Below are 20864 nucleotides of genomic sequence, written 5' to 3'. Positions count from 1 at the left end.
ACTCCAGGGTGAGAATTCGTCCCGCGACCCGTCGCGCAGTCGTCGCCGCTGCCGTCTGCGCCGCCGCCGTCACCGCCGCCTGCTCCTCCGGATCCGACTCCGCCGACTTCACCGCCACGGCCGGCCGGCCGCTGGTGATCCCGCTGGACCAGCTGCTGGCCAAGACCGGTGGCCGGGCCGCGGTCGCGGTCGCCGACCCGCAGCACGGCACGCTGAGCCGCCGCCTCGACGGCGCGCTGGTGTACACCCCGGCGGCCGGGTACACCGGTTCGGACTCCATCACCGTCACCACCACCGACGCGGTCCAGCTGTTCACCACCGACATTCCGCCGATCGGCGAGTTCGGCGGGGTGCCGGTGCAGGCCAGCGCCTACGGTTCGGCGTTCACCCCGGTGCCGGGCTCCACCGACGAGTTCTACGGGCTGACCGACCGCGGCCCGAACGTGGACGGCAAGGCCAAGAACGAGAAGATCGCGCCCGTCCCCGATTTCACGCCGCAGATCGCCAAGCTCAAGCTGGTCGGCAACAAGGCCGTGGTGGAATCGACCATCCTGCTGAAGAATCCGGCCGGGCAGCCGTTCAACGGCCTGGTCGACAGCTCCGCGAGCACCGGCGAGACCATGAAGGACCTGACCGGCAAGGTGCTGCCGCCCACCGATCACGGCATCGACAGCGAGGGCCTGGTCGCCCTGGCCGACGGCACCTTCTGGGTCTCGGACGAATACGGCCCGTTCATGGTGCATTTCGACGCCAAGGGTGTGGAGCTGGAGCGGCTCGCGCCGGGCCGCGGCCTGCCCAAGGAGCTGGCGTTCCGCACCCCCAACCAGGGCATGGAAGGCCTGACCGTCACCCCCGACGGCAGCACCCTGGTCGGCGTGATCCAGAGCGCGCTGAACTCGCCGGGCGTCACCAATGCCCGTGAGACCCCGGTGACCCGCATCGTGACCGTGGACCTGAAGACCAAGGCGGTCAAGGAATTCGCGCTCCCGCTCGAAGCGCCCAAGGAGAAGCTGGCCGACTCCGAGATCACCGCGCTGTCCAACACCACCTTCCTGGTGGACGAGCGGGACGGCAACAAGGCTCCCAAGGCCAACAAGAAGCTGTGGACCGTCGACATCTCCGGCGCCACCGACATCGGCCCGGACGCGAAAATCGCGGGCGCGCAGTACGACCCGGAGAAGGGCCTGCTGATCGAGGGCAAGCCGCTGGAGGTCTACGTCGGCACGGTTCCCACCGCCGACGCCATCGCCGCGCTGAAGAAGGCGGGCATCACCGCGGTCGCCAAGAACAGCAACCTCGACCTGGGCGGGCTGCTCGACAGCCTCAACGCCGACGGAAAGTTCTTCGGCCACGACAAGATCGAGGGCGTGGCCACCAACGACCACGGCAAGACGCTCTACATCTCCAACGACAGCGACTTCGGCATCGAGGGACTCACCGGCGATCAGCCGCCGTTCGGGCTCAAGGCCAAGATCCTTCCCAACGGCGTGCAGGACACCGGGGAGATCCTGGCGGTCGACACCACGAAGCTGCCAGCCAAGACCGAAACCAAGACGGTCACCCTGACCGTCAAGTAGCGCAACCCGATTCGACGCGGTCCACGGCGCTCACAGCGCGCTGTAGACCGCGTCGACCAGGTTGTAGGCGCGGCGGTCGCCGGAGAGCCAGTCCCGGCGCAGGTTCGGGGTGAAGGCGATCGCGACTCGGTGGGTGAGGTCGCCCAGACCGATCGCACCGCCCGCGCCGGGATGGCCGAAGGCGGTCGCCGCCGCGGACGCGGGCAGGATCATGTTCTCCGACGGCAGCACGTAGCCGAGGCCGTAGGCGCTCTCCAGCAGCAGCACCCGGTCGCGGCCTCGCACCTGCTCACCGACTGCTCGGGCGAGCACGTCCGGCGGCAGGAACTCCCCCGCCACCAGATCGTTGTAGAAGCGCGCGAGTCCGCGCGCGGAGGTGACCAGGCCGACGGCGGGCCAGCCGGCGGCCAGCACCTCCGGATCATTGTGCGAGAACCGAGGATTGGTGGAGGCGCGCAGCACCAGTGACTCGGGGTCCCGGTAGGCCAGCGCCATCGCGGCCACCGTCGCGGCGTCGATCGGGTCGGGGTCGGTCCACTGCTGCTGCGCGGCGGGCGGGAAGCCGACGCGCGCGGGGGCCACGCCCGCGGGCGGCGCTCCGATCCACAGCTGTTCGCCGAAGTTCCGGCGCACGTACTCGCCGCCGGTCGCACCCGTGTGGCGGCGTACGAATTCACCGAGCAGCCATCCGAAAGTCAGTGCGTGATACCCGTGTTCGGTGCCCGGTTCCCAGACCGGACGCTGTTCGGCCAGCGCGGCCACCAGTGCGGTCGGGTCCGCGGCCTCGACGGCGGAGACGGCGCGGTCGAAGGCCGGTAGGCCGGCGCGGTGGGTCAGCAGATCCGCGAGCGTGGTCGAATCCTTGCCCGCGGCACCGTATTCCGGCCACCAGCTGGTCACCGGGTCGTCCCAGCCCACACCGTGTTCGTGCGCCACCCGCAGCGCCGCGGTGGCGGTGACCGCCTTCGTGCACGAGAACGTGACCACTGCGGTGTCCCGTAGCCAGGGCCGGTTGGTCCGAGCGTCCGCGACCCCGCCCCACAGGTCGACAACGGGACGGCCGTCGACGAATACCGCCACGGCCGCCCCCGCGTTCTGCCCGTCGGCGAAGCTCGCTTCGAACACATCCCGTACCGCCCGGAAGGCCGGGTCGACCTGGCCGTCCACGAATCCGTTCACGGACGAATTAGAACACGTTCTAGTTTAGGAGGGAACCTGAATCAGGTCCTGCGAGACAAGCCAGCCCGGGTGCGCACCGGTATGCACCATGCCGGTCTGCACGAGAACGGTCACCCCGACCTTCGGCTGACCCCGACCGATGCTCGCCGCGGGCATTGCCGCCCGCGGCGAGCCATCCGGTCAGTCGAAGACGATCACCTGGCGCAGGGCATGGCCGGCAGCCAATTCGTCCATGGCCCCGTTGATTTCGTCGAGCCGGATGCGAGAGGAGACGAGGCGTTCCACGGGGAGCTTGCCCTCGCGCCACATGCGGACGAATTCGGGGATGTCGCGGGCGGGGACCGCGGAGCCGAGGTAGCTGCCGATGATGGTGCGGCCCTGGGCGACCAGGCCCAGCGGGGAGATGCTGGCGCGGGCGTCGGGGGCGGGCAGGCCGACGGTGACGGTGACACCGCCGGGAGCGGTGGCGGCCACCGCGGTTTCGAAGGCGCGGATGTTGCCGGCGGCCTCGACGACGGCCTCGGCCTGGATGTTGCCTTCGGCGATCTCCTGGGGCGTGTAGGCGGCGGTCGCGCCGAGTTCGAGTGCGGTCTTCAGCTTTTCGGGGACGGTGTCCACGGCGATGACCTCGTTACCGTGTTCGGCGCGCAGGGCGGCGGCCACCAGAACCGCGGCCATGCCGACGCCACCGAGACCGACCACCATGATGCGATCGGCCGGACCGGGCTTGGCCGAATTCAGCAGTGCGCCACCGCCGGTGAGCACGGCGCAGCCCAGCACCGCGGCGACGTCCGGCGGGACGTCGTCGTCCACGGGAACCACCGAGCGGCGATCGACCACGGCGTGCGTGGCGAAGGCCGAGACACCCAGGTGGTGATGGACTTCGGCGCCCCCGCGCAGCAATCGCCTGCCGCCGGCGAGCAGTTCGCCGGCGTTGTTGGCCAGACTGCCCGCCTCGCAGGGAGTACGCCCCTCGGTGGCGCAGCCGGCGCACTGGCCACAGCGGGGCAGGAAGGTCATGACGACGCGCTGACCGACCCGCAGATCGGAGTCGCCGGGACCGACGGCCTCGATGCGACCGGCGGCCTCGTGACCCAGCAACATGGGGACGGGGCGGACGCGGTTGCCGTCCACCACCGACAGGTCGGAATGGCACAGGCCCGCGGCCTCGATCCGGACCAGGAGCTCACCGGGCCCGGGTTCGCCCAGGTCCAGCTCACTGATGGTGATCGGCTTCGAGTCGGCGAAGGGCGTCGGCGCCCCGATCTGTTCCAGGACGGCACCACGAATCCTCATGCGCCCGACGCTACTCCATCACACCTTCCCAGACAGTCCGGAATCTGATTCCATGGAGGCCGGACAGGAGCACCTATGACCACTTCGCCGACCACCGGCAACCGCGCCTTCAACCATGTGGTGACGCAGTTCTGGGGGAATGTCGCCCGCGCCTACGACACCGCGGCCCTGCAGCATCTCGTCTACCGCCCGCCGCAGGATCAGATGGTCGCCGAGTTGCGCGCCGCCGGGTCCCGGCGGATCGCCGACATCGGCTGCGGCACCGGCATTCTCACCACCCGGATCCAGCGCCAACTGCGGCCCGACGCCGTCTACGGCGTGGATGCCTCGGCGGGCATGCTGGAGCAGGCGCGCACTCGCTCCTCCGAGGTGCGGTGGCGGCATTCCGCCGCCGAGCACCTCCCCTTCACCGACGGCGAACTGGACGCCGTGGTCACCACCAGCGCGTTCCACTTCTTCGACCATCCGGTGGCGCTGCGCGAATTCCATCGGGTGCTCGCGCCCGGCGGCCTGGTGGCCATCGCGACGATGCATCCCTCCGGTCCGGCGTCGCGCCCGATCCAGCAGCTGACCCGGAGCCCGCGTTTCCCCGCGCACGCGCCGTCACCGCGCGAGACCCGGAAGCTGCTGACCGACGCCGGTTTCGAGGTCGTCGATCAGCGCAAGGTCGCACGGCCGCTGCCGTCCTGGTTGATTCCGGACGTGATCACCGTCGGCAAGCGCCGCTGATCCTCACGTCCCCGGGTTGTCGCCGCCGCGGAAACAGACGGTGAGCTCGAGCTTGCGCCAGATCACCCAGACCGCGCCGCGGCCGTCCCGGGGACAGGACGCGCCGGAGGTGGCGGGCGCCAGCACGGCGGTAGCCTGGACGACATGCTCGCCGCGCGTCGCGCAGTCGACCTTCGAGGGGGCGTCCATGGCGGTGGTGTCATAACAGACCCCGGCGCGCCAGTCGAAGGTCAGGCACAGGTGATAGCGGGCCTTGCCGGACTTGTCCTTCGGGGCGGAGTCGAGGGTGTACAGCGGGTCGGTGCACGGGTCCGGGCCGATCTGCAGCACCCGGTAGTTCGCGTCCACCGCAGCGCAATCCGACGGTTCGGGGCTGCCCGCCTTCCAGGTCGGCGCGCCCGCGGCGTCGCGGGCCCGTTCGATGGGGACTTCGACGCAATCGCCCGGCTTCAGCGACGCCATCGGGTCGGGGGCAGGCGGTTTGGCCGAGGTGGTCGGCTGCCCGGCCGGCACGAGTTCGGGTGGTGCGCCGATGGCCGTGCCCGCGATGGTCTCCCGGGACATGGGCGCGAGAGTGGCGGTCGCGGTGGCGAAGACGAGGACCCAGCCCAGGGCCGCGAACGCCACCGCACCCGCCCGCCGGGGCCGCCCGGTGTGCGCAGCCGCGTTCGAATCCCTTGCCGGATTCGGCGCTTTGCCGGCCCGGATCGCGAGGGCCGCGGCAAGGCCGAGCAGCAACACCGCTACCGCGAGAACCCAACCGACGCCGTGGCCCGCCACCGCCCAACCCCCTCGACTCAACCCGTTTGCAAGCTATCCCACGGGTGAGCATCGGGCAAAACGGGCGAAAAGCCCGCGAGCGGGTCAGGAGGCGAGTTCGGAGGCGGATTCGGCCGGCACGGGCGGCCACGGGGTCGGGCTGATGTGCGACGGTTTGGCGGTCGGGCTGTCGTCCCAGTCGAAGTGCACGCCGACCCAGGCCTTGGGCCGGTCGAAGCTGATGTCGCGGGCGTCGAAGGCGGCGCGGCGGAAGGAGATGTCGCCGAAGAAGTCGCCGCCGGCGAACACCACCTTGCGACCCGCGAACACCGCGTCGGCGAAGGACACCGTGCCGTGGTACTCGGTGCGGGCGAAGGACACCTCCTGGGTGCGCCCGTTCCGCCAGCGGATCGGCGCGCCCAGGCGGGCGCAGTCGAAGGAGCTGGAGTCGGTGCAGAAGCGGGCATCGGCGAAGGTGACTCGCGCACCGGTGAATTCGGCGCCGGTGAAGGTGACCCGCTCGCCGTCGAACACGCCGCGCTCGAAGGAGGTCGACTCGGCGGCGAAGACGGCGTCGGCGAAGCTGGTCCGCTCCCCCGCGAAGGTGGTGCGGTCGAACGCCGTTCGCGCACCGCGGAATTCGGCGCCCTCGAAGCTGCCGCCGCCACCGAAGGTGGCCTCGGAGAAGGTGACGCCGGTCGTCGCGCGGTCGGCGCGGCCCACCTCGGTGTGCGCGAACGAGGCGTGGTCGAAGACGGCGGCGCTGCGGAAGATGGCCCCGCGGAAGGTGACCCGCTTGCCCAGGAACCGCGCCTTCTCGAAGGTGACGATGCGGCCGCTGAGGAACATGGCGTTGGTGAAACGGGTGTTGCGGCCCGCGAACACGGTGTAGCGGAAGTCGGCGTTCTCGAACACCGCGTCGGTGAAGTCGAAATCACAGTCGCACCATCGGGTTTCGGCCGAGGGCCGCAGGTGTTCGGCGATCACGCGCACGATGGTGTCGCGGACCTGCCGGTCGTTCTGGCGATAGGTGTACACCCGTTCCACGGCGGTGCCGTTGTCCTCGATGCGCTGCGACTTGGAGACGAGGTGACTGGCGCCCTCCTCCGGCGCGTAGGGCAGCCGCAGGTAGCCGCACAGCACGTCCACGCACTGCTGCCGCCGCCAGCGGGCGGAGAACTCGTCGGCCACCCCGGCCATGGCGTAGACCCCGGCGATGCGCACCGCCACGTCGGGGTCGCCGAGCTGGCGGGCGGCGGCCCCGAACACCTCGGCGAAGCGCCCGCGCTCGGCGTCCCGCTGTTTCCGATACGCCACCACCAGGGCGACCGCGCCACCGATACCGGCCGCCACCGCCAGCGAAATCCGGCTCAGGTCCAGCTGATTCGGCGTCTCGGCCTTCGCGCCGAGGAAATGCCACAGCCCCCACCAGGTGATACCGGCGATGGCGAGCCCGCCCGCCACGGCGCCCAGCACCGACACCATCAGACCCGACCGCTGTACCGTTCGGCTCACCACCCCACCGAACCTCCACCGCCGCATAGCCGAAGAATAGCGATCCGGGTCCGGTCACGCATCGGATGCGGCAATTCCACCCCGACTTCGCGCACCCGAAAATTCGGACACCGCAATCCGTTTCGCCCCGAACGCCGCATCCCCCGGCGACATGCGGTCACCGGGGGATGCGATTCGGACTGTTCAGGAAGCGTGACGGTCGCGACGGGCAGTTCAGTCGACCGCGGCGGCGACCTCGGCCGCTTCGGCCTTGGCGGCCTCGGCATTGCGGCGCAAGCCCATCCCGGCAGCGCCCAGGCAGGCCAGCGCGACCACCACGACGAACCACGGGAAGACCGTGCTCAGCCCCCATGTGGTGGCCGCCCAGCCCGCCACCACCGTCGGCACCGCCATGGCCGAGTAGGCCAGCAGGTAGTAGGCCGACATGGTCTCGCCCCGCTTGTGTTGCGGCACAACGTTGGACAGGTGCCGCAGCGATCCGCCGAAGCCCAGCCCGAAGGCGCCGCCCAGCGCGAGTCCGGCCAGCAGTACCAGCACCCAGTTGTGGGTGTTCAAGGCCGGGATGGTGAGCAGCAGCGCGATCGCCATCCCGATGTCGCCGGCGATGGCCGCGCGGCGCGCCGGGATACCGCCCGCGACGGCTTGGGCGAGTGCGCCCGCGGTCGCCGTGGAGGCCACCACCGCGCCGCCGAACACGAGATTGTGGATGCCGGTCTCGGCCGAGGCCAGCGACGGGTACAGCGACAGCAGCACGCCCAGCACCGACCAGGCCGCCATCACGCCCAGCGCCGAGAACCAGAAATCACCGCGGATCTCCTGCGGCACCGCCGGTTTGGCGATGGTGATGCGCTGCTTCCGACGCGCCGTGTGCGGTTCCCGCAGCGCCAGCACGCCCGCCGCGATCAGTAGGCACACCAGCGTGATCACCACGTACGGGGTCCGCAGCGGATGCGGGGCGTACTGGGCCAGCACCGCGGACCCCAGAATCGCCACGGCCATACCGACATTGAAGGCCACCCCGGACAGCTGGCCCGACCGCGCGCCGGCCTGTGGCCGTAGATCCAGCAGCGCCGCCGCCCCGGCCACCACGATCGCGCCGACGGCGGCCCCGTGCAGCGCTCGCGCCAGCAGCAGCATGGCCACATTGTCGGCGAACAGGAAGACCACCAGGCCCACGATCATGGTGGCGAACGCACCGAGCAGGACCGGCTTGCGGCCGACCACATCCGAGATCCGGCCCGACACCAGGACCGCGCCCAGCGCGGCCACCGCGTAGACGGCGAAGACGAACGTGGTGGTGAGCGGCGAGAAGTGCCAGCTCTTCTGATACAGCCCGTAGAGCGGTGCGGGCGCCCCCGAGACACCGAGCGCTACACCGCTGGCCGCGAGAACGAGCGCGTAGGCCCAGCTCTGACTGCCCTGTTCGGTTCGTGTCGCCACCGCTGTCGCCGATGCCATCGCGGCCCCCATCAGGTAAGTTTGATTCTTGTCGAACTCAACCGTAGCCGAGGTTCGACAACGATCAAACCAGTTATCGAGTGAGGTAGGTCATGACCGACGCCGACGCGCTGCCCGCCGTGGCCCCGCTGCCCGCGGTGCTCGGCGCGCTACAGGACCCCGTGCGACTGGAAATCGTCCGCCGCCTGGCCGACGCGGGTGTCCCCATCCGATGCAGCCTCACCTACGACGGCGTCAGCAAGTCCACCGCCGCCCACCACTTCAAGATCCTGCGCGAGGCGGGCGTCACCGAACGCGTGACCATCGAGGGCAACACCCACCTGCGCCTCCGCGCGGCCGACCTCGACGCGGCCCTCCCCGGCCTGCTCCCGGCCGTCCTCGCCGCCGCCAACCGCGAACTCACCGACATCCGTGAGGACAACAGCAGCAACACCGACTGATCCAGCGAACCGTGTTGCCGCGAATGAGGACCGGTGGCCGCGAACTTCTCGCCTGTCTGTCACCGTCTCGCCGCCGCGCACGACGCGCGGGAAGATCTGTCCCGACGACCGGACGAACCTGGACTCCGCTGGATCAAGCCGCCGTGCAATCTGCGACGATCCGGACCGGGTGAGCGGTAGCGACTTCCACCGGTCGACTACATCGGCGAAGACGGCTGCGACAACCGATGACCCCACCGGCGGGCCGCAGGCGGGTTCGAACGAGCGGTAGGGTCCGCCGGCGCGCTGCCGACACCCCCGGATCGGTCACCCGCCGACCGGGTGGGATCAGGACTGGGTGAGCGGATCAGGACTGGGTGAGCGGCAAGGACTTCCACCAGTCGACGACACCTGACGGGGTGGCCGGGACGCCGCGGGTGTACATGAGGAACTTGTCGCGCTTGTGGTCATCGAAGAACGAGGTGGCGAAGACCGTGGACGGCACGTCGACGGAGGCGTCGAAGCGGTGGTTCACGTACTGCTTCGCCCCGCAGTACTCCTTGAAGGTCAGATCCTCCAGAGCGCTGCCGATCGGCCGAATCCGGCGCGCAGCCGAGCGCGCCACTGCGGCCGAATCGTAGGCGAACACGATGTACTCGCGGACGTCGTGATCGGCGGAGTACTGGCAGTCCCACGCGGCGGCCCAACCCTCGAAAGCGAAGGGCGGCAGGAAATCCTTGGTGTCGTGATCGACCACCCGGCAACTGGCCGAGTTGAAGCCGGAACCCAGTTCGGGCGAGCGCGGTACCAGACCCGGGAAAGCCGCACTGATCTCCGCGATTTCGGGTGCGGCCGCCTTCGGCTTGGCGCCGCGGCCGGAGGGGCTCATCAGGAAGACCACCACACCCAGCGCGGCCGCCAGGCACAGGCTCATCACCAGCAGCGTGCGCAGCCCGCCCATTCGGCGGCCGCTGCCCGGCGGCGTCATGCGGGATGGCGGAGACAGGTGGCGGTCGGTGCGCGATCCGAACAGCGCGGGAATGTCGGTCAGCCGGCCGGAACGCACCGCCGTCGACTGCGGAATCCGCCGCGCCCCCGTTGTTTCCGACGGCGGGGTCCGACGTGCCCCACCCTCGGGCTGGACCGCTCGCCGTGCCCCCGTGACCTCTGAAGGATGCACTCGCCGCGACCCGGTGATCTCCGAGGGGTGGGCTCGCCGCGCGCCGGTCGTCTCCGACGGGTTCATTCGCCGCGACCCGGTGACCTCCGACGGATGCACACGCCGAGCGCCGGTGGTCTCCGACGGATGTCTTCGCCGTGCCGATGCTTCCGGCTGCTGGCCGCGCCGCGCCGACCCCTCGGGCTGCTGCCCCGGCCAGGCCGTCGGCGCGTCCGGCTGTTGCCCTTGTCTTGTCGCGGGCGGTTCGGACTGCTGTCTCGGCCAGGCGGCAGGCGTGTTCGACTGCTGCCCTTGTCTTGTCGCCGGCCCATCGGACTGCTGTCTCGGCCACGCCGCCGGCGTGTTCGACTGCTGTCCGCGCCGCGCCGATGGGTCCGATTGCTGCCACCGGCCGGCCGGTGAATCCGATTGCGCCGCTCGCGAACCCGGCGCGTTCCTGGTTCCCCGGCGGGCGACCGACGGCGGGATGGCCCGTCGCGTGGACGTGTCCGTGGTGCGCAGGCGCGGCGGCGCGTGGGCGCTCTCGGCCGCGGCCCCGCTTGCAAGGGCGCGTTGCGCGGCCGCCGCGAAGTCCGAACAGGTCGGGTACCGGTCGTCCGGGTTCTTGGCCAGGGCGCGGGCCAGGACCGGATCCAGGGTCGCGGGCAGCTCCGGTCGCAGACTGGCGATCGGGGGCGGGTTGTCGTAGAGGTGGGCTTTGACGATCGCGCCGAGGTCGGCGGCGCGGAACAGCGGCACGCCGGTCAGCAGGCGGAACAGGGTGCAGGCCAAGGAGTATTGGTCGGCGCGGTGGTCCACCGGATGATTCTGGAGCTGCTCCGGGGAGGCGTAGGCGAGGGTGGCCATGACCGAGCCGGAACCGGTCAGGCGGCCGGTGTCCTCCTGCAGTCGCGCGATCCCGAAGTCGGTGAGCAGGACGCCCGCTTGTTGTTCGCGGGTCTCGCGCGCCAGCATGATGTTGGCGGGCTTGACATCTCGATGCAGCACGCCGACCCGGTGCGCGTAGTCGAGGGCGTCGGCGGTGGCCGCGACGATCTCGACGGCCCGCTCGGCGGTCATGTCGGTGACCGATTCGGCTTCGATGCCGTCGACGTACTGCATGGCGATCCAGAGTCGCCCGTCCTCGACACCGCGGTCGTAGACGGTGACCACGCCGGGGTGATTCAACCGGGCCGCGAGGTCGGCCTCGCGTTCGAATCGCGCGTGAGTCTCGCTGTCGCCGTGGTACTCCGCGTTCAACAGCTTCAGTGCGATCCAACGCGGCAGGCGGGGATGGCGTGCGAGGTAGACCGCACCCATCCCGCCGCGTCCGAGCTCACGTTCGATGACATACCCGGCGAAGTTCTCACCTGGTTCGACCACGACCCCTCCCATTCCGGCGAGGTGATCATAGCCACAAACGGGCATACCTCACCGGCCGCACGGGACTACTGCCGAGTAAGTCTGTCAGCCGACCAGATTCCGGACCGCCGCCGGCAGCTCACGGGTGCGCCGATACGGCCCCGCCACCGCCGCACCGAAGGGCCGCGCGAGCAGCGACGCCGCGATCCGCGACACCTCCTCGGTGGTGACTTCGTCTATGCGAGCGAGGGTTTCGGACACGCTGCGGTGATTGCCGTAGCTGAGCTCCGAACGTCCGATGCGGTTCATCCGCGACCCGGAGTCCTCGAGCCCCAGCACCAGCCCGCCGCGCAGCGACCCCTTGGCGCGGGCGCACTCGGCGTCGGTGATGCCGTTGGCGGCCACCTCCTGCAGCACGCCGTGCGCCAAATCGGCCACCCGGCCCAGGTTCTCGGGCTGGCAGCCCAGGTACACCGAGAACGCGCCGGTGTCGGCGAAGGTGTCGACGCTGGAGTACACCGAGTACGCCAGGCCACGCTCCTCCCGGATGCGCTGGAACAGCCGCGAACTCAAGCCGCCGCCGAGCACGGTGTTGAGCACCGACAGCGGCCAGCGCTTCTCACCCTCGTGGCGGCCAAAAGCTCGGGTGCCGAACACCAGGTGCGCCTGCTCGCTGTCGCGGTGCATGCGCAGCAGTTCCGGATTGGCGCGCGGCCGGTACTTGCCCTCCCGCCGGGGCGCGGGCTCCAGTCCGGTCTCGAGGCGATGCTCGAAGGCGCGGTACACCAGTTCGACGGTGTGCTCGTGCTCGATATTGCCGGCCACCGCCACCACCATGCGGTCGGGCCGGTAGCGGCGCTGATGGAACGAACGCAGCTGGCCGGCCTGCATGGCCTCGATGGACTCGACGCTGCCGATCACCGGGCGGCCGATCGGATGGTCGCCGAACAGCGCGCTCAGGAAGGCGTCCCCGACCATGTCCTCGGGATCGTCGTCGCGCATGGAGATCTCCTCCAGCACCACCTGACGTTCCACCGACACGTCCTCGGCCCGGCACAACCCGTTGAGCACCACATCGGCGACCAGGTCCACCGCCAGCGGCAGATCCTCGTCGATGACGTGGGCGTAGTAGCAGGTCTGTTCCTTGGCGGTGAACGCGTTGAGCTCGCCGCCGACCGCGTCCATGGCCTCGGCGATGGCCAGGGCCGACCGCGTGGGCGTGGCCTTGAACAGCAGATGCTCGAGGAAGTGCGCGGCGCCCGCCACCGTGGGTCCCTCGTCGCGCGAGCCGACGCCGACCCACACGCCGATCGAGGCCGATCGCACTCCCGGCACATGCTCGGTGACCACTCGCAGGCCACCGGGCAGCACCGTCCGGCGTACGCCGATATCCATTGCCGCAGACTCGTTCCGGTCGAGCGCCAGCGCAGAACCCCCCTGCTCCAGGCTCCGGAGCAAGGGGGCGTTGTTCTTCGCGGCAGGCGCGGAGTCCTTCGCGGTGCGCGCGGAACCCGCGCGCACCGCGGACTGCTTCTTCGTCACAGAGAAATGATTACTCTGCGTTCGCGTCGACCGCAGCAGAGGAGGCGGAGTTGTCCGAATCCTCGTCGATCGGCACCAGCGAGATCTTGCCGCGGTTGTCGATGTCGGCGATCTCGACGCGGATCTTGTCACCCACGTTGACCACGTCCTCGACCTTGGCGACGCGCTTGCCGTTGCCCAGCTTCGAGATGTGGACCAGACCGTCGCGGCCCGGGAGCAGCGACACGAACGCGCCGAAGGCGGTGGTCTTGACGACCGTGCCCAGGAAGCGCTCGCCGACCTTCGGCAGCTGCGGGTTGGCGATGGCGTTGATCGCGTCGATCGCGGCCTGCGCCGACGGGCCGTCGGTCGCACCGACGAACACGGTGCCGTCATCCTCGATGGAGATGTTGGCGCCGGTGTCCTCGGTGATCTGGTTGATCACCTTGCCCTTGGGTCCGATCACCTCGCCGATCTTGTCGACCGGGATCTTGATGGCGGTGACGCGCGGAGCGTAGGGGCTCATCTCGTCCGGGGTGGCGATGGCCTCGGCCATCACGTCCAGGATGGTGTCGCGGGCGTCCTTGGCCTGGTTCAGCGCGCCCGCCAGCACCTGCGACGGGATGCCGTCGAGCTTGGTGTCCAGCTGCAGGGCGGTGACGAACTCGCGGGTACCGGCGACCTTGAAGTCCATGTCGCCGAAGGCATCCTCGGCGCCCAGGATGTCGGTGAGGGCCACGTAGCGGACCTCGTCCTCACCCTTGTCGTTCTTCACGGTGTCCGACACCAGGCCCATGGCGATACCGGCGACGGGGGCCTTCAGCGGCACACCGGCGTTCAGCAGCGACAGGGTCGAGGCGCAGACCGAGCCCATCGAGGTGGAACCGTTGGAGCTCAACGCTTCCGACACCTGACGGATGGCGTACGGGAACTCTTCCTGCGACGGCAGCACCGGCATCAGGGCGCGCTCGGCGAGGGCGCCGTGGCCGATCTCGCGACGCTTGGGCGAGCCCACGCGACCGGTCTCGCCGGTGGAGAACGGCGGGAAGTTGTAGTGGTGCATGTAGCGCTTGGAGGTCTCCGGGCCGAGCGAGTCGACCTGCTGCGCCATCTTCACCATGTCCAGGGTGGTGACACCCAGGATCTGGGTCTCGCCACGCTCGAACAGCGCCGAACCGTGGGCGCGGGGCACCACGGCGACCTCGGCGGACAGCGCGCGGATGTCGGCCAGACCGCGGCCGTCGATGCGGAAGCTGTCGGTCAGGATGCGCTGGCGGACCAGCTTCTTGGTGACCGAGCGGAAGGCCGCGCCGATCTCCTTCTCACGGCCGACGAAGTCGTCGGCGAGCGCGGAGAGCACCTCGAGCTTGATCTCGTCGATCTTCTCTTCGCGCTCGGCCTTGCCGGCGATGGACAGCGCGTTGTTCAGCGGAACCTTCGCGGTGCCCTCGACGGCGGTGTAGGCGTCGTCCTGGTAGGGCAGGAAGACCGGGAACTCGCCGGTCGGCTTGGCGGCCAGCGCGGCCAGGTCCGACTGCGCCTTGCACAGGCGGGCGATGAACGGCTTGGCGGCCTCGAGGCCCTCGGCGACCACGATCTCGGTCGGAGCCGAAGCGCCGTCGGCGATCAGGGCGAGCACGTTGTCGGTGGCCTCGGCCTCGACCATCATGATCGCGACGTCACCCTCGACCACGCGGCCGGCGACGACCATGTCGAACACGGCGTTCTCGAGCTGCTCGACGGTCGGGAAGGCGACCCACTGGCCCTCGATCAGGGCGACGCGCACGCCGCCGACCGGGCCGGAGAACGGCAGGCCCGCGATCTGGGTGGACGCCGAGGCGGCGTTGATCGCGACCACGTCGTACAGATCCTTGGGATCCAGCGACATGACGGTCACGACGACCTGGATCTCGTTGCGCAGGCCGTCGACGAAGGACGGACGCAGCGGCCGGTCGATCAGGCGGCAGGTCAGGATGGCGTCGGTGGAGGGGCGGCCCTCACGACGGAAGAACGAGCCGGGAATGCGGCCCGCGGCGTACATGCGCTCTTCGACATCCACCGTCAGCGGGAAGAAGTCGAACTGGTCCTTGGGCTGCTTGGAGGCCGTGGTGGCCGACAGCAACATGGTCTCGTCGTCGAGGTAGGCGACCACGGAACCGGCGGCCTGCTTGGCCAGGCGGCCGGTCTCGAAACGGATGGTGCGAGTACCGAAGGCGCCGTTGTCGATCAGGGCGACGGACTCGAAAACGCCGGGCTCGACCTCGGCGGCGGAACTGGTCTGGGTGTCAGACATCTTTGTTATCTCAACCTCTCGTCTTCGCCGGATTCGGCACGCGTCTCTCACGTGCCCTCCGGCTCGCAGCCGTACCCGGCATGGGCGCGCGGCAGCCCTCGTGGCTATCGCACGCACACCCGGCCGGCATCCCCTTGGATGCGGCGACGCGGAGGCGGTCATCGATCGAAGCCCTCCGGGCGCGCATGGTTCATCTCATACTTCGCGCCCCGAAAAGCCACTACCGAAGACCGACGCCACGCGACGGGTGCATACGGCTCGTGTTGGCGTATACCCGGCCGTGTCCCCCCTCGTGGGGAACCTCCGGCCACATATACGAAAGGCCAACGAGAAGGATTCTATGCCTCCCCGTTGGCCGGTTCGTCAACTACCTCTGCGAACAGAGGTCATGTCCCTCGGCTGGCCGAGAGAGTATCCCTCGGCGGGCCGAGAGAGTGCCACTGAAATCAGCGACGCAGGCCGAGACGCTCGATCAGCGAACGGTAGCGGTTGATGTCCTTGTCCTGCAGGTACTTCGACAGCCGCTTGCGACGACCGATCAGCGCCATCAGGCCGTGGCGGGTGTGGTGGTCGTGCTTGTGCTTCTTGAGGTGCTCGGTGATGTCGGCGATCCGCTTCGACAGCAGCGCGATCTGCGCCTCCGGGGAACCGGTGTCCTTCTCGTGGACGCCGTACTCGGCGAGGATGGCCGACTTCTGCTCAGTGGTGAGAGCCACAGATACTCCTTGTTTCAGACCGCGCTCGAGGGTTGCCCAACTCTCGGGGCTCTCAGGGGCAAGCCCCTGAAACCCCTGACGAGAACCTGGGGTGGGCGCCACCGCGGACCGCAGCAAACCCGACTGGCCAGCCTACCGGAACGATCCGCTGTCGCGGAAATCGGCCCTGGGGAGCCCTATTCCTCGGTCTCGCCGGCGAGCACCTTGCGGGCCTGGTCGCAGTCGCGGCGGATGGCCTCGACCAGTTCCTCGATGGACTCGAACTTGCGCATGCCGCGCAGCTGGTCGACGAAGTCGACGGCCACGTGCTTGCCGTAGAGGTCCGCGTCGAAGTCGAGGATGTGCGGCTCGACGGTGCGGTTGCGGCCGTCGAAGGTCGGGTTGGTGCCGACCGAGATGGCCGTCATGTGGCGTTCCCCGGCCAGCGGGTCGCCGGGCTCGAGGACGGTGAACCAGCCCGCGTACACCCCGTCGGCGGGGATGGCGGCGTGCATGGTCGGGGCCACGTTGGCGGTGGGGAAGCCCAGGCCCTTGCCGCGGCCGTCGCCGTGCACGACGACACCTTCGACGCGGTGCGGGCGGCCCAGCGCCTCGGCGGCGGCGCTGACGTTGCCCTCGGTCAGGCAGCCGCGAATGTAGGTGGAGGAGAAGGTGACCGCGTGCTCGCCGAGCAGCTGCACCCCGTCGACCTCGAAGCCGTAGCGGCGGCCCAGCTCACGCATGGTGTCGAGGGTGCCGGCGGCCTGCTTGCCGAAGGTGAAGTTGTCGCCCACCACGACCTCGGACACCTGCAGGCGGTTCACCAGCAGTTCCTCGACGTACTCCTCGGGGGTGAGCTTCATGAAGTCGCGGGTGAACGGCATCACCACGAACACGTCGATGCCGAGTTCCTCGACCAGTTCCGCGCGCCGGTCCAGGGTGGACAGCTGCGGCGGATGCGTACCCGGGCGCACCACGTCCACCGGGTGCGGGTCGAAGGTCATCAGGACCGACGGAACGCCGCGCACCGCAGCGGATTTCACCGCACGGCTGATGAGCTGGGCGTGACCGCGGTGCACGCCGTCGAATACCCCGATGGTGAGGACACACCGGCCCCAGTCCGCGGGCATCTCGTCGAGGCTTCGCCATCTCTGCACACCGGAAGCCTACTTAAAGCGCGTCTCGGACAATATTCGGCGGTGTGTCTGCAGCCTGCCCGAAGCATGCCTGTCACCGTGTGTTCACCGGTCCGGGCCGCTGCGCCACCGGCGTCTCTATCAGCGAGCGCGCCGATGTGTGAAACCGCGCGCGGTGTGCCTAAGCTCGAGTACGTGCCCGGAAAACGAGACATCGCCACCCGCCGCGAGCTGGCCGATCCGTCCGCACCTTCCGAACTTCACGGGACCACCACCCTCGCGGCGAGCGGTGCGTCCAGCGTCGCGCCGGTGCTGTCGTCGGTCGCCCAGGACTATCTGAAAGTGATCTGGACCGCGCAGGAGTGGTCGCAGGAGAAGGTGTCGACAAAACTGCTGGCCGAGAAGATCGGCGTCTCGGCGTCGACGGTGTCGGAAGCGGTGCGCAAGCTGGCCGATCAAGGCCTGGTCGAGCATGCCCGCTACGGGGCCATCACCCTCACCGAGGACGGGCGCCGGGCCGCCATCGCCATGGTGCGGCGGCACCGGCTCATCGAGACCTTCCTGGTCAACGAGCTCGGGTACGGGTGGGACGAGGTGCACGACGAGGCCGAGGTGCTCGAGCACGCGGTGTCGGAGACGTTGATGGAACGCATCGACGCCAAGCTCGGGCATCCGGACCGGGATCCGCACGGCGATCCGATTCCGTCGGTGGACGGCGCGGTGCCCACTCCCCCGGCGCGGCAGCTGAGTGATTTCGGGGCGGGCGAATCCGGGCGGGTGGCACGGATTTCCGATTCGGATCCGGCGATGCTGCGCTACTTCGATTCGCTGGGCATCGCTTTGGACACCCCGATCGCGGTGGTGGAGCGGCGTGACTTCGCGGGCACCATCGCGGTGCGTGTGGAGGAGCGGACCATCGATCTGGGCAGCATCGCCGCCGAGGCGATCTGGCTCAGCGAAGTCCACTAGCGTCCGACGCCCGAAAAGTATTCCGGCCTATACGGATTCACGACGCAAGACCCATGATCAGTGGTCTCCCGGCGCTGCCGCCGCTGTCATAGCTTGACGCGCATGAAACGTTCGCTCGCCATTACCGCGGTCGCCGCGGCCATCGCTCTGGGTACGGCGGGCACGGCTGCTGCCGCACCGCTGCCGGTCGAGAACACCACCGCGGTCGCCACGCCGGTCGCCACGCCCGATACCGGATCGGCGGCCCTCACCGGTTCCAGTGAAGTGGCCGGGATGATCCTGCTGCTGCCGAGCTTCGTGGCGACCCTGGTGGTCTGCCAGCTGTATTCGCTGTCGGGCCAGACGCCGGGGCTGTGCATCTGGTGATTCCCGCACCGAGGGTGCGGCCGGGCACGGCGCTCAGGCGGGCGCGGCCGGAGTCGCCCGGGAGGTGAGGGTCGCGAGCAGCGGGGAGACCTCGGCGGGCACCGACGGCTGACTCCACCGATGCGTCCGGGTCCGGGTTCCGTCGGTGACGGTGAGCTCGTAGCTGAACCCGTCGGGAACACCGGTCCCGGCCGATCCGGCGGGGTCGCCGGTGAGCAGCCCCGCCGCGATCCTGGCATCCTCGGGCGGCAGGTCGGCGGCATCGACCTCGGCGGTCATGTCGAGACCGGCGAACCCACCCGACCGTCGATAGGCGATGCGTATCGGCGACATAGGAACGAGCGTAGTCCCGATGCGATCACTGCACCGGAACCTTCACCGCGTCCCACCCGGCCCGCACCGCGTCCGCCTCGGGGCTCGTGGCGCCGTAGCGGGTGCGCGCGTTCTTCAGCGTCAGCGCCGCGAAGCCGGCGAAGGTGCTGTTGGGCTTGAGACGCGGGTCGTTGAGGGTTTCGTACCAGATCGTGCCCGGCGCCAGCCATGCCGATCCGCCGATCGTGATGGCGGTGACGGCGAAGGCGCGGTTGGGGATTCCGGAGTTGGTGTGGACGCCCCCGTTGTCCGATGTGGTCTGCACGAAGTGGGTCATGTCCGCCGGCTGATTGTCGTGTTTGTTGGCGGTGCCCGGCGCCGTCATCGACCGCAGTGCGGGTTTGAGCAGCGGCCCCACGATGTCGGCGCCGATCAGCCAGTCCGCCTGGGCTGCGGTCTGGCCGAGGTGGTACTGCTTGACCAGCGACCCGAACACGTCGGAGATCGATTCGTTCAGCGCGCCCGACTCGCCCGAGTAGACCAGATTCGCGGTGTGCTGGGTAACGCCGTGGGTCAGCTCGTGGCCGATCACATCCATTCCCCGAGTGGTGTCGGTCAGGATCCGGCCGTCACCGTCGCCGAAGAACATGTGCCCCTGACCGTCCCAGAACGCATTGTCGAACGCGGTGCCGTAGTGCACCAGCGCGGCGATCGGCATGCCCTGGTCGTCGATCGAATCTCGTTGGAACACATCCCAATACAGCGAGTAGGTGGCGCCGAAGCCGTCATACGCCGCGTTGACGGAGGCGTCCGCCGTCGGCGGGTCGCCCTCGTGCCGGACCAGCGTGCCCGGAGTCGGGCTCTGCGAGTGCTGTTGGTCGTAGATGAAGCGGCGCGGCGTGCCGCCGGCGGCGGCCAGCGCGAGCCGGACGGGCGCGACGAGCCGGGCGGCGGTCTCGGCACGGGCCTGCCGGAAGGAGCTGTCCACGTTCAAGGCCTGCAAGAGGGCCAGCCGTTGCTCGTGTGTCGCGTCCCGAGCCAGCGAGACCAGCAGGTCGGGCGGCAGGATGCAGGCGAGCGAATGTCTCTTCATGATGTATCCCCCTTTGGTGCTCAGGCCCGGACGAGGCTGCGGTGCGCCGGATCGGAGATCCAGTCGAGCAAACCTTTGACGTCCTGGGTGAAGTACGGACCGTACTCCACCGTGTCGCCGTCGTTAATGTGAAAACTCTGGAGCCCGTTCGCGTATTGGCGCGCCGAGCCGTTGAAATCGGTGATCCACGGTCCGCCGCTGCTGCCGTGCTCCATGTTGTCATTGCTCAGCCCAATGGTGCCGGGCGTCGAACTGGTTTGCACCATGCCCAGGGCCTCGTCCATCTTGTTGCCGTCGAACGGGGGGCTGGGTGTCGCGGGATAGCCGACCGCGTCCCAGAGCCGGCCCGCGGTGGCGGCGTTCCACAACAGGCCCAGCCAACCCACCCGATTACCCGGGGCGCTGTCGAACCAGACCATTCCGTAGTCGAAGGCGCGGTCCCCGCGCTGCGTCCACGCCGTCCAGGCCGCGACCGAGTTGTAGTCGAAGCGGAAGGCCGGGTCGGTGTTGGCGCGACTGGGATAGGACGGGAAGAACGCCAGATTGGTGGACCAGTTGCCATTGCCGAAGACGCAGTGGCCGGCGGTGAGCAGGACGTTCGGCGCGATGAACGCCGCTGATCCAGCGAAGTTGCCGCCGTTCTGGGTGAAGAACAGCTTGCCGCAGGTGGTGTACGGGTAGGCGAGGGGGTTCAGCACCGGGTCGGCGTCACCATTGCCCGAATCTCGTTGTGCGCGTGCGGTTCCGTTGTGACCCGCCGGAGTGTGTCCGGCTTTTCCGGATGGCTTCGGTTGGATCGTCTGCCGAGCCTGCGCGGCCGCGGGCTCCTGCGGCAGCGGAACCGGGATGGCGGCGGCTCGTCGTTCAGGTGTCCAGTAGTCTTCGCCGGCTTCGATGCCGGCCGTGTCGGCCGGGCCGGATCCGACCACGTAGTTATCGTTTTCGCGTGATGTACTCATTCCCTCACCCCCGAGGTTGGTAGTGGATGGGCCGATGTGGCCCATCTAAAGGGTGAGCCGGTCCGAA

General features: G+C 69.3%; 18 protein-coding genes. 5 read left to right on the top strand and 13 right to left on the bottom strand.

What is annotated here, in order from left to right; genetic code table 11:
• The first annotated feature begins 8 nt into the window (after nucleotides 1–8).
• Nucleotides 9–1577 (top strand): esterase-like activity of phytase family protein, encoded by a 1569-nt coding sequence (locus ACYVKL_RS24800; RefSeq protein ID WP_379173777.1) that lies wholly within the window; start codon nucleotides 9–11, stop codon nucleotides 1575–1577.
• A 30-nt stretch (nucleotides 1578–1607) separates the two neighbouring features.
• Here ACYVKL_RS24800 and ACYVKL_RS24795 read toward each other — a convergent pair whose 3' ends face one another.
• A complete protein-coding gene (locus ACYVKL_RS24795) occupies nucleotides 1608–2756 on the bottom strand; it encodes a serine hydrolase domain-containing protein (protein WP_379173779.1) in 1149 nt (382 codons plus the stop codon).
• A 180-nt stretch (nucleotides 2757–2936) separates the two neighbouring features.
• Nucleotides 2937–4052 (bottom strand): alcohol dehydrogenase catalytic domain-containing protein, encoded by a 1116-nt coding sequence (locus ACYVKL_RS24790; RefSeq protein WP_379173782.1) that lies wholly within the window; start codon nucleotides 4050–4052, stop codon nucleotides 2937–2939.
• A 75-nt stretch (nucleotides 4053–4127) separates the two neighbouring features.
• Between ACYVKL_RS24790 and ACYVKL_RS24785 the strand changes: the two genes are divergently transcribed.
• Complete coding sequence (locus tag ACYVKL_RS24785; protein WP_379173784.1) at nucleotides 4128–4781, top strand: class I SAM-dependent methyltransferase; 654 nt, start codon at nucleotides 4128–4130, stop codon at nucleotides 4779–4781.
• A gap of 3 nt (nucleotides 4782–4784) precedes the next feature.
• On the opposite strand, the gene ACYVKL_RS24780 is transcribed toward ACYVKL_RS24785, so the two are convergent.
• The 3 genes from ACYVKL_RS24780 to ACYVKL_RS24770 all read right to left on the bottom strand — a co-directional run bounded on the left by ACYVKL_RS24780 (nucleotide 4785) and on the right by ACYVKL_RS24770 (nucleotide 8513).
• Nucleotides 4785–5561, bottom strand: a complete 777-nt coding sequence (locus ACYVKL_RS24780) for a hypothetical protein (protein ID WP_379173786.1) — start codon at nucleotides 5559–5561, stop codon at nucleotides 4785–4787.
• An 84-nt stretch (nucleotides 5562–5645) separates the two neighbouring features.
• The gene (locus ACYVKL_RS24775; protein WP_379173788.1) at nucleotides 5646–7055 is read right to left on the bottom strand and encodes a pentapeptide repeat-containing protein; all 1410 of its coding nucleotides are present in this window, start codon (nucleotides 7053–7055) and stop codon (nucleotides 5646–5648) included.
• A gap of 213 nt (nucleotides 7056–7268) precedes the next feature.
• Complete coding sequence (locus ACYVKL_RS24770; RefSeq protein WP_379173790.1) at nucleotides 7269–8513, bottom strand: MFS transporter; 1245 nt, start codon at nucleotides 8511–8513, stop codon at nucleotides 7269–7271.
• 92 nt (nucleotides 8514–8605) lie between these two features.
• Here ACYVKL_RS24770 and ACYVKL_RS24765 point away from each other — a divergent pair, with 92 nt between their 5' ends.
• Nucleotides 8606–8953 carry an ArsR/SmtB family transcription factor gene (locus ACYVKL_RS24765; RefSeq protein ID WP_379173792.1) on the top strand — a complete coding sequence of 116 codons (348 nt, stop codon included), beginning with the start codon at nucleotides 8606–8608 and terminating at the stop codon, nucleotides 8951–8953.
• Between the two features lie 346 nt (nucleotides 8954–9299).
• On the opposite strand, the gene ACYVKL_RS24760 is transcribed toward ACYVKL_RS24765, so the two are convergent.
• From ACYVKL_RS24760 to ACYVKL_RS24740, 5 genes are all read right to left on the bottom strand, one after another.
• Nucleotides 9300–11474, bottom strand: a complete 2175-nt coding sequence (locus ACYVKL_RS24760; protein ID WP_379173794.1) for a serine/threonine protein kinase — start codon at nucleotides 11472–11474, stop codon at nucleotides 9300–9302.
• 84 nt (nucleotides 11475–11558) lie between these two features.
• Nucleotides 11559–12848, bottom strand: a complete 1290-nt coding sequence (locus ACYVKL_RS24755) for a M16 family metallopeptidase (RefSeq protein ID WP_379173864.1) — start codon at nucleotides 12846–12848, stop codon at nucleotides 11559–11561.
• 157 nt (nucleotides 12849–13005) lie between these two features.
• Nucleotides 13006–15267 carry a polyribonucleotide nucleotidyltransferase gene (locus ACYVKL_RS24750; protein ID WP_213556829.1) on the bottom strand — a complete coding sequence of 754 codons (2262 nt, stop codon included), beginning with the start codon at nucleotides 15265–15267 and terminating at the stop codon, nucleotides 13006–13008.
• 446 nt (nucleotides 15268–15713) lie between these two features.
• Nucleotides 15714–15983, bottom strand: coding sequence for a 30S ribosomal protein S15 (gene rpsO, locus ACYVKL_RS24745; protein ID WP_213556830.1), 270 nt, complete (start codon nucleotides 15981–15983; stop codon nucleotides 15714–15716).
• Between the two features lie 176 nt (nucleotides 15984–16159).
• Entirely contained in the window at nucleotides 16160–17119 is a 960-nt protein-coding gene (locus ACYVKL_RS24740; RefSeq protein ID WP_379173797.1) for a bifunctional riboflavin kinase/FAD synthetase, read from the bottom strand.
• A 174-nt stretch (nucleotides 17120–17293) separates the two neighbouring features.
• Between ACYVKL_RS24740 and ACYVKL_RS24735 the strand changes: the two genes are divergently transcribed.
• Together ACYVKL_RS24735 and ACYVKL_RS24730 are read left to right on the top strand one after the other, a co-directional pair.
• Nucleotides 17294–18067, top strand: coding sequence for a metal-dependent transcriptional regulator (locus ACYVKL_RS24735; protein ID WP_379173799.1), 774 nt, complete (start codon nucleotides 17294–17296; stop codon nucleotides 18065–18067).
• 102 nt (nucleotides 18068–18169) lie between these two features.
• A complete protein-coding gene (locus ACYVKL_RS24730; protein WP_379173801.1) occupies nucleotides 18170–18433 on the top strand; it encodes a hypothetical protein in 264 nt (87 codons plus the stop codon).
• Nucleotides 18434–18466: 33 nt separating this feature from the next.
• Here ACYVKL_RS24730 and ACYVKL_RS24725 read toward each other — a convergent pair whose 3' ends face one another.
• From ACYVKL_RS24725 to ACYVKL_RS24715, 3 genes are read right to left on the bottom strand one after another with little or no spacing between them, the layout of a single operon-like run.
• Nucleotides 18467–18766 carry a protealysin inhibitor emfourin gene (locus ACYVKL_RS24725; RefSeq protein WP_379173803.1) on the bottom strand — a complete coding sequence of 100 codons (300 nt, stop codon included), beginning with the start codon at nucleotides 18764–18766 and terminating at the stop codon, nucleotides 18467–18469.
• A gap of 25 nt (nucleotides 18767–18791) precedes the next feature.
• A complete protein-coding gene (locus ACYVKL_RS24720; protein ID WP_379173805.1) occupies nucleotides 18792–19838 on the bottom strand; it encodes a M4 family metallopeptidase in 1047 nt (348 codons plus the stop codon).
• A 20-nt stretch (nucleotides 19839–19858) separates the two neighbouring features.
• Entirely contained in the window at nucleotides 19859–20797 is a 939-nt protein-coding gene (locus tag ACYVKL_RS24715; protein WP_379173807.1) for a trypsin-like serine peptidase, read from the bottom strand.
• Nucleotides 20798–20864 lie beyond the last annotated feature (67 nt).

Source organism: Nocardia tengchongensis (assembly GCF_054781395.1).
The sequence above is the reverse complement of the archived record's forward strand: the minus strand, read 5'-3'. Positions and strand labels throughout refer to the sequence as shown.

Bases quoted from the DNA above. Each gene is read 5' to 3' on its own strand.
- ACYVKL_RS24790 (WP_379173782.1), bottom strand. From the start codon at position 4,052: ATGAGGATTCGTGGTGCCGTCCTGGAACAGATCGGGGCGCCGACGCCC.
- ACYVKL_RS24785 (WP_379173784.1), top strand. From the start codon at position 4,128: ATGACCACTTCGCCGACCACCGGCAACCGCGCCTTCAACCATGTGGTG.
- ACYVKL_RS24770 (WP_379173790.1), bottom strand. From the start codon at position 8,513: ATGGCATCGGCGACAGCGGTGGCGACACGAACCGAACAGGGCAGTCAG.
- ACYVKL_RS24765 (WP_379173792.1), top strand. From the start codon at position 8,606: ATGACCGACGCCGACGCGCTGCCCGCCGTGGCCCCGCTGCCCGCGGTG.
- ACYVKL_RS24755 (WP_379173864.1), bottom strand. From the start codon at position 12,848: ATGGATATCGGCGTACGCCGGACGGTGCTGCCCGGTGGCCTGCGAGTG.
- ACYVKL_RS24750 (WP_213556829.1), bottom strand. From the start codon at position 15,267: ATGTCTGACACCCAGACCAGTTCCGCCGCCGAGGTCGAGCCCGGCGTT.
- ACYVKL_RS24730 (WP_379173801.1), top strand. From the start codon at position 18,170: ATGAAACGTTCGCTCGCCATTACCGCGGTCGCCGCGGCCATCGCTCTG.
- ACYVKL_RS24725 (WP_379173803.1), bottom strand. From the start codon at position 18,766: ATGTCGCCGATACGCATCGCCTATCGACGGTCGGGTGGGTTCGCCGGT.
- ACYVKL_RS24720 (WP_379173805.1), bottom strand. From the start codon at position 19,838: ATGAAGAGACATTCGCTCGCCTGCATCCTGCCGCCCGACCTGCTGGTC.
- ACYVKL_RS24715 (WP_379173807.1), bottom strand. From the start codon at position 20,797: ATGAGTACATCACGCGAAAACGATAACTACGTGGTCGGATCCGGCCCG.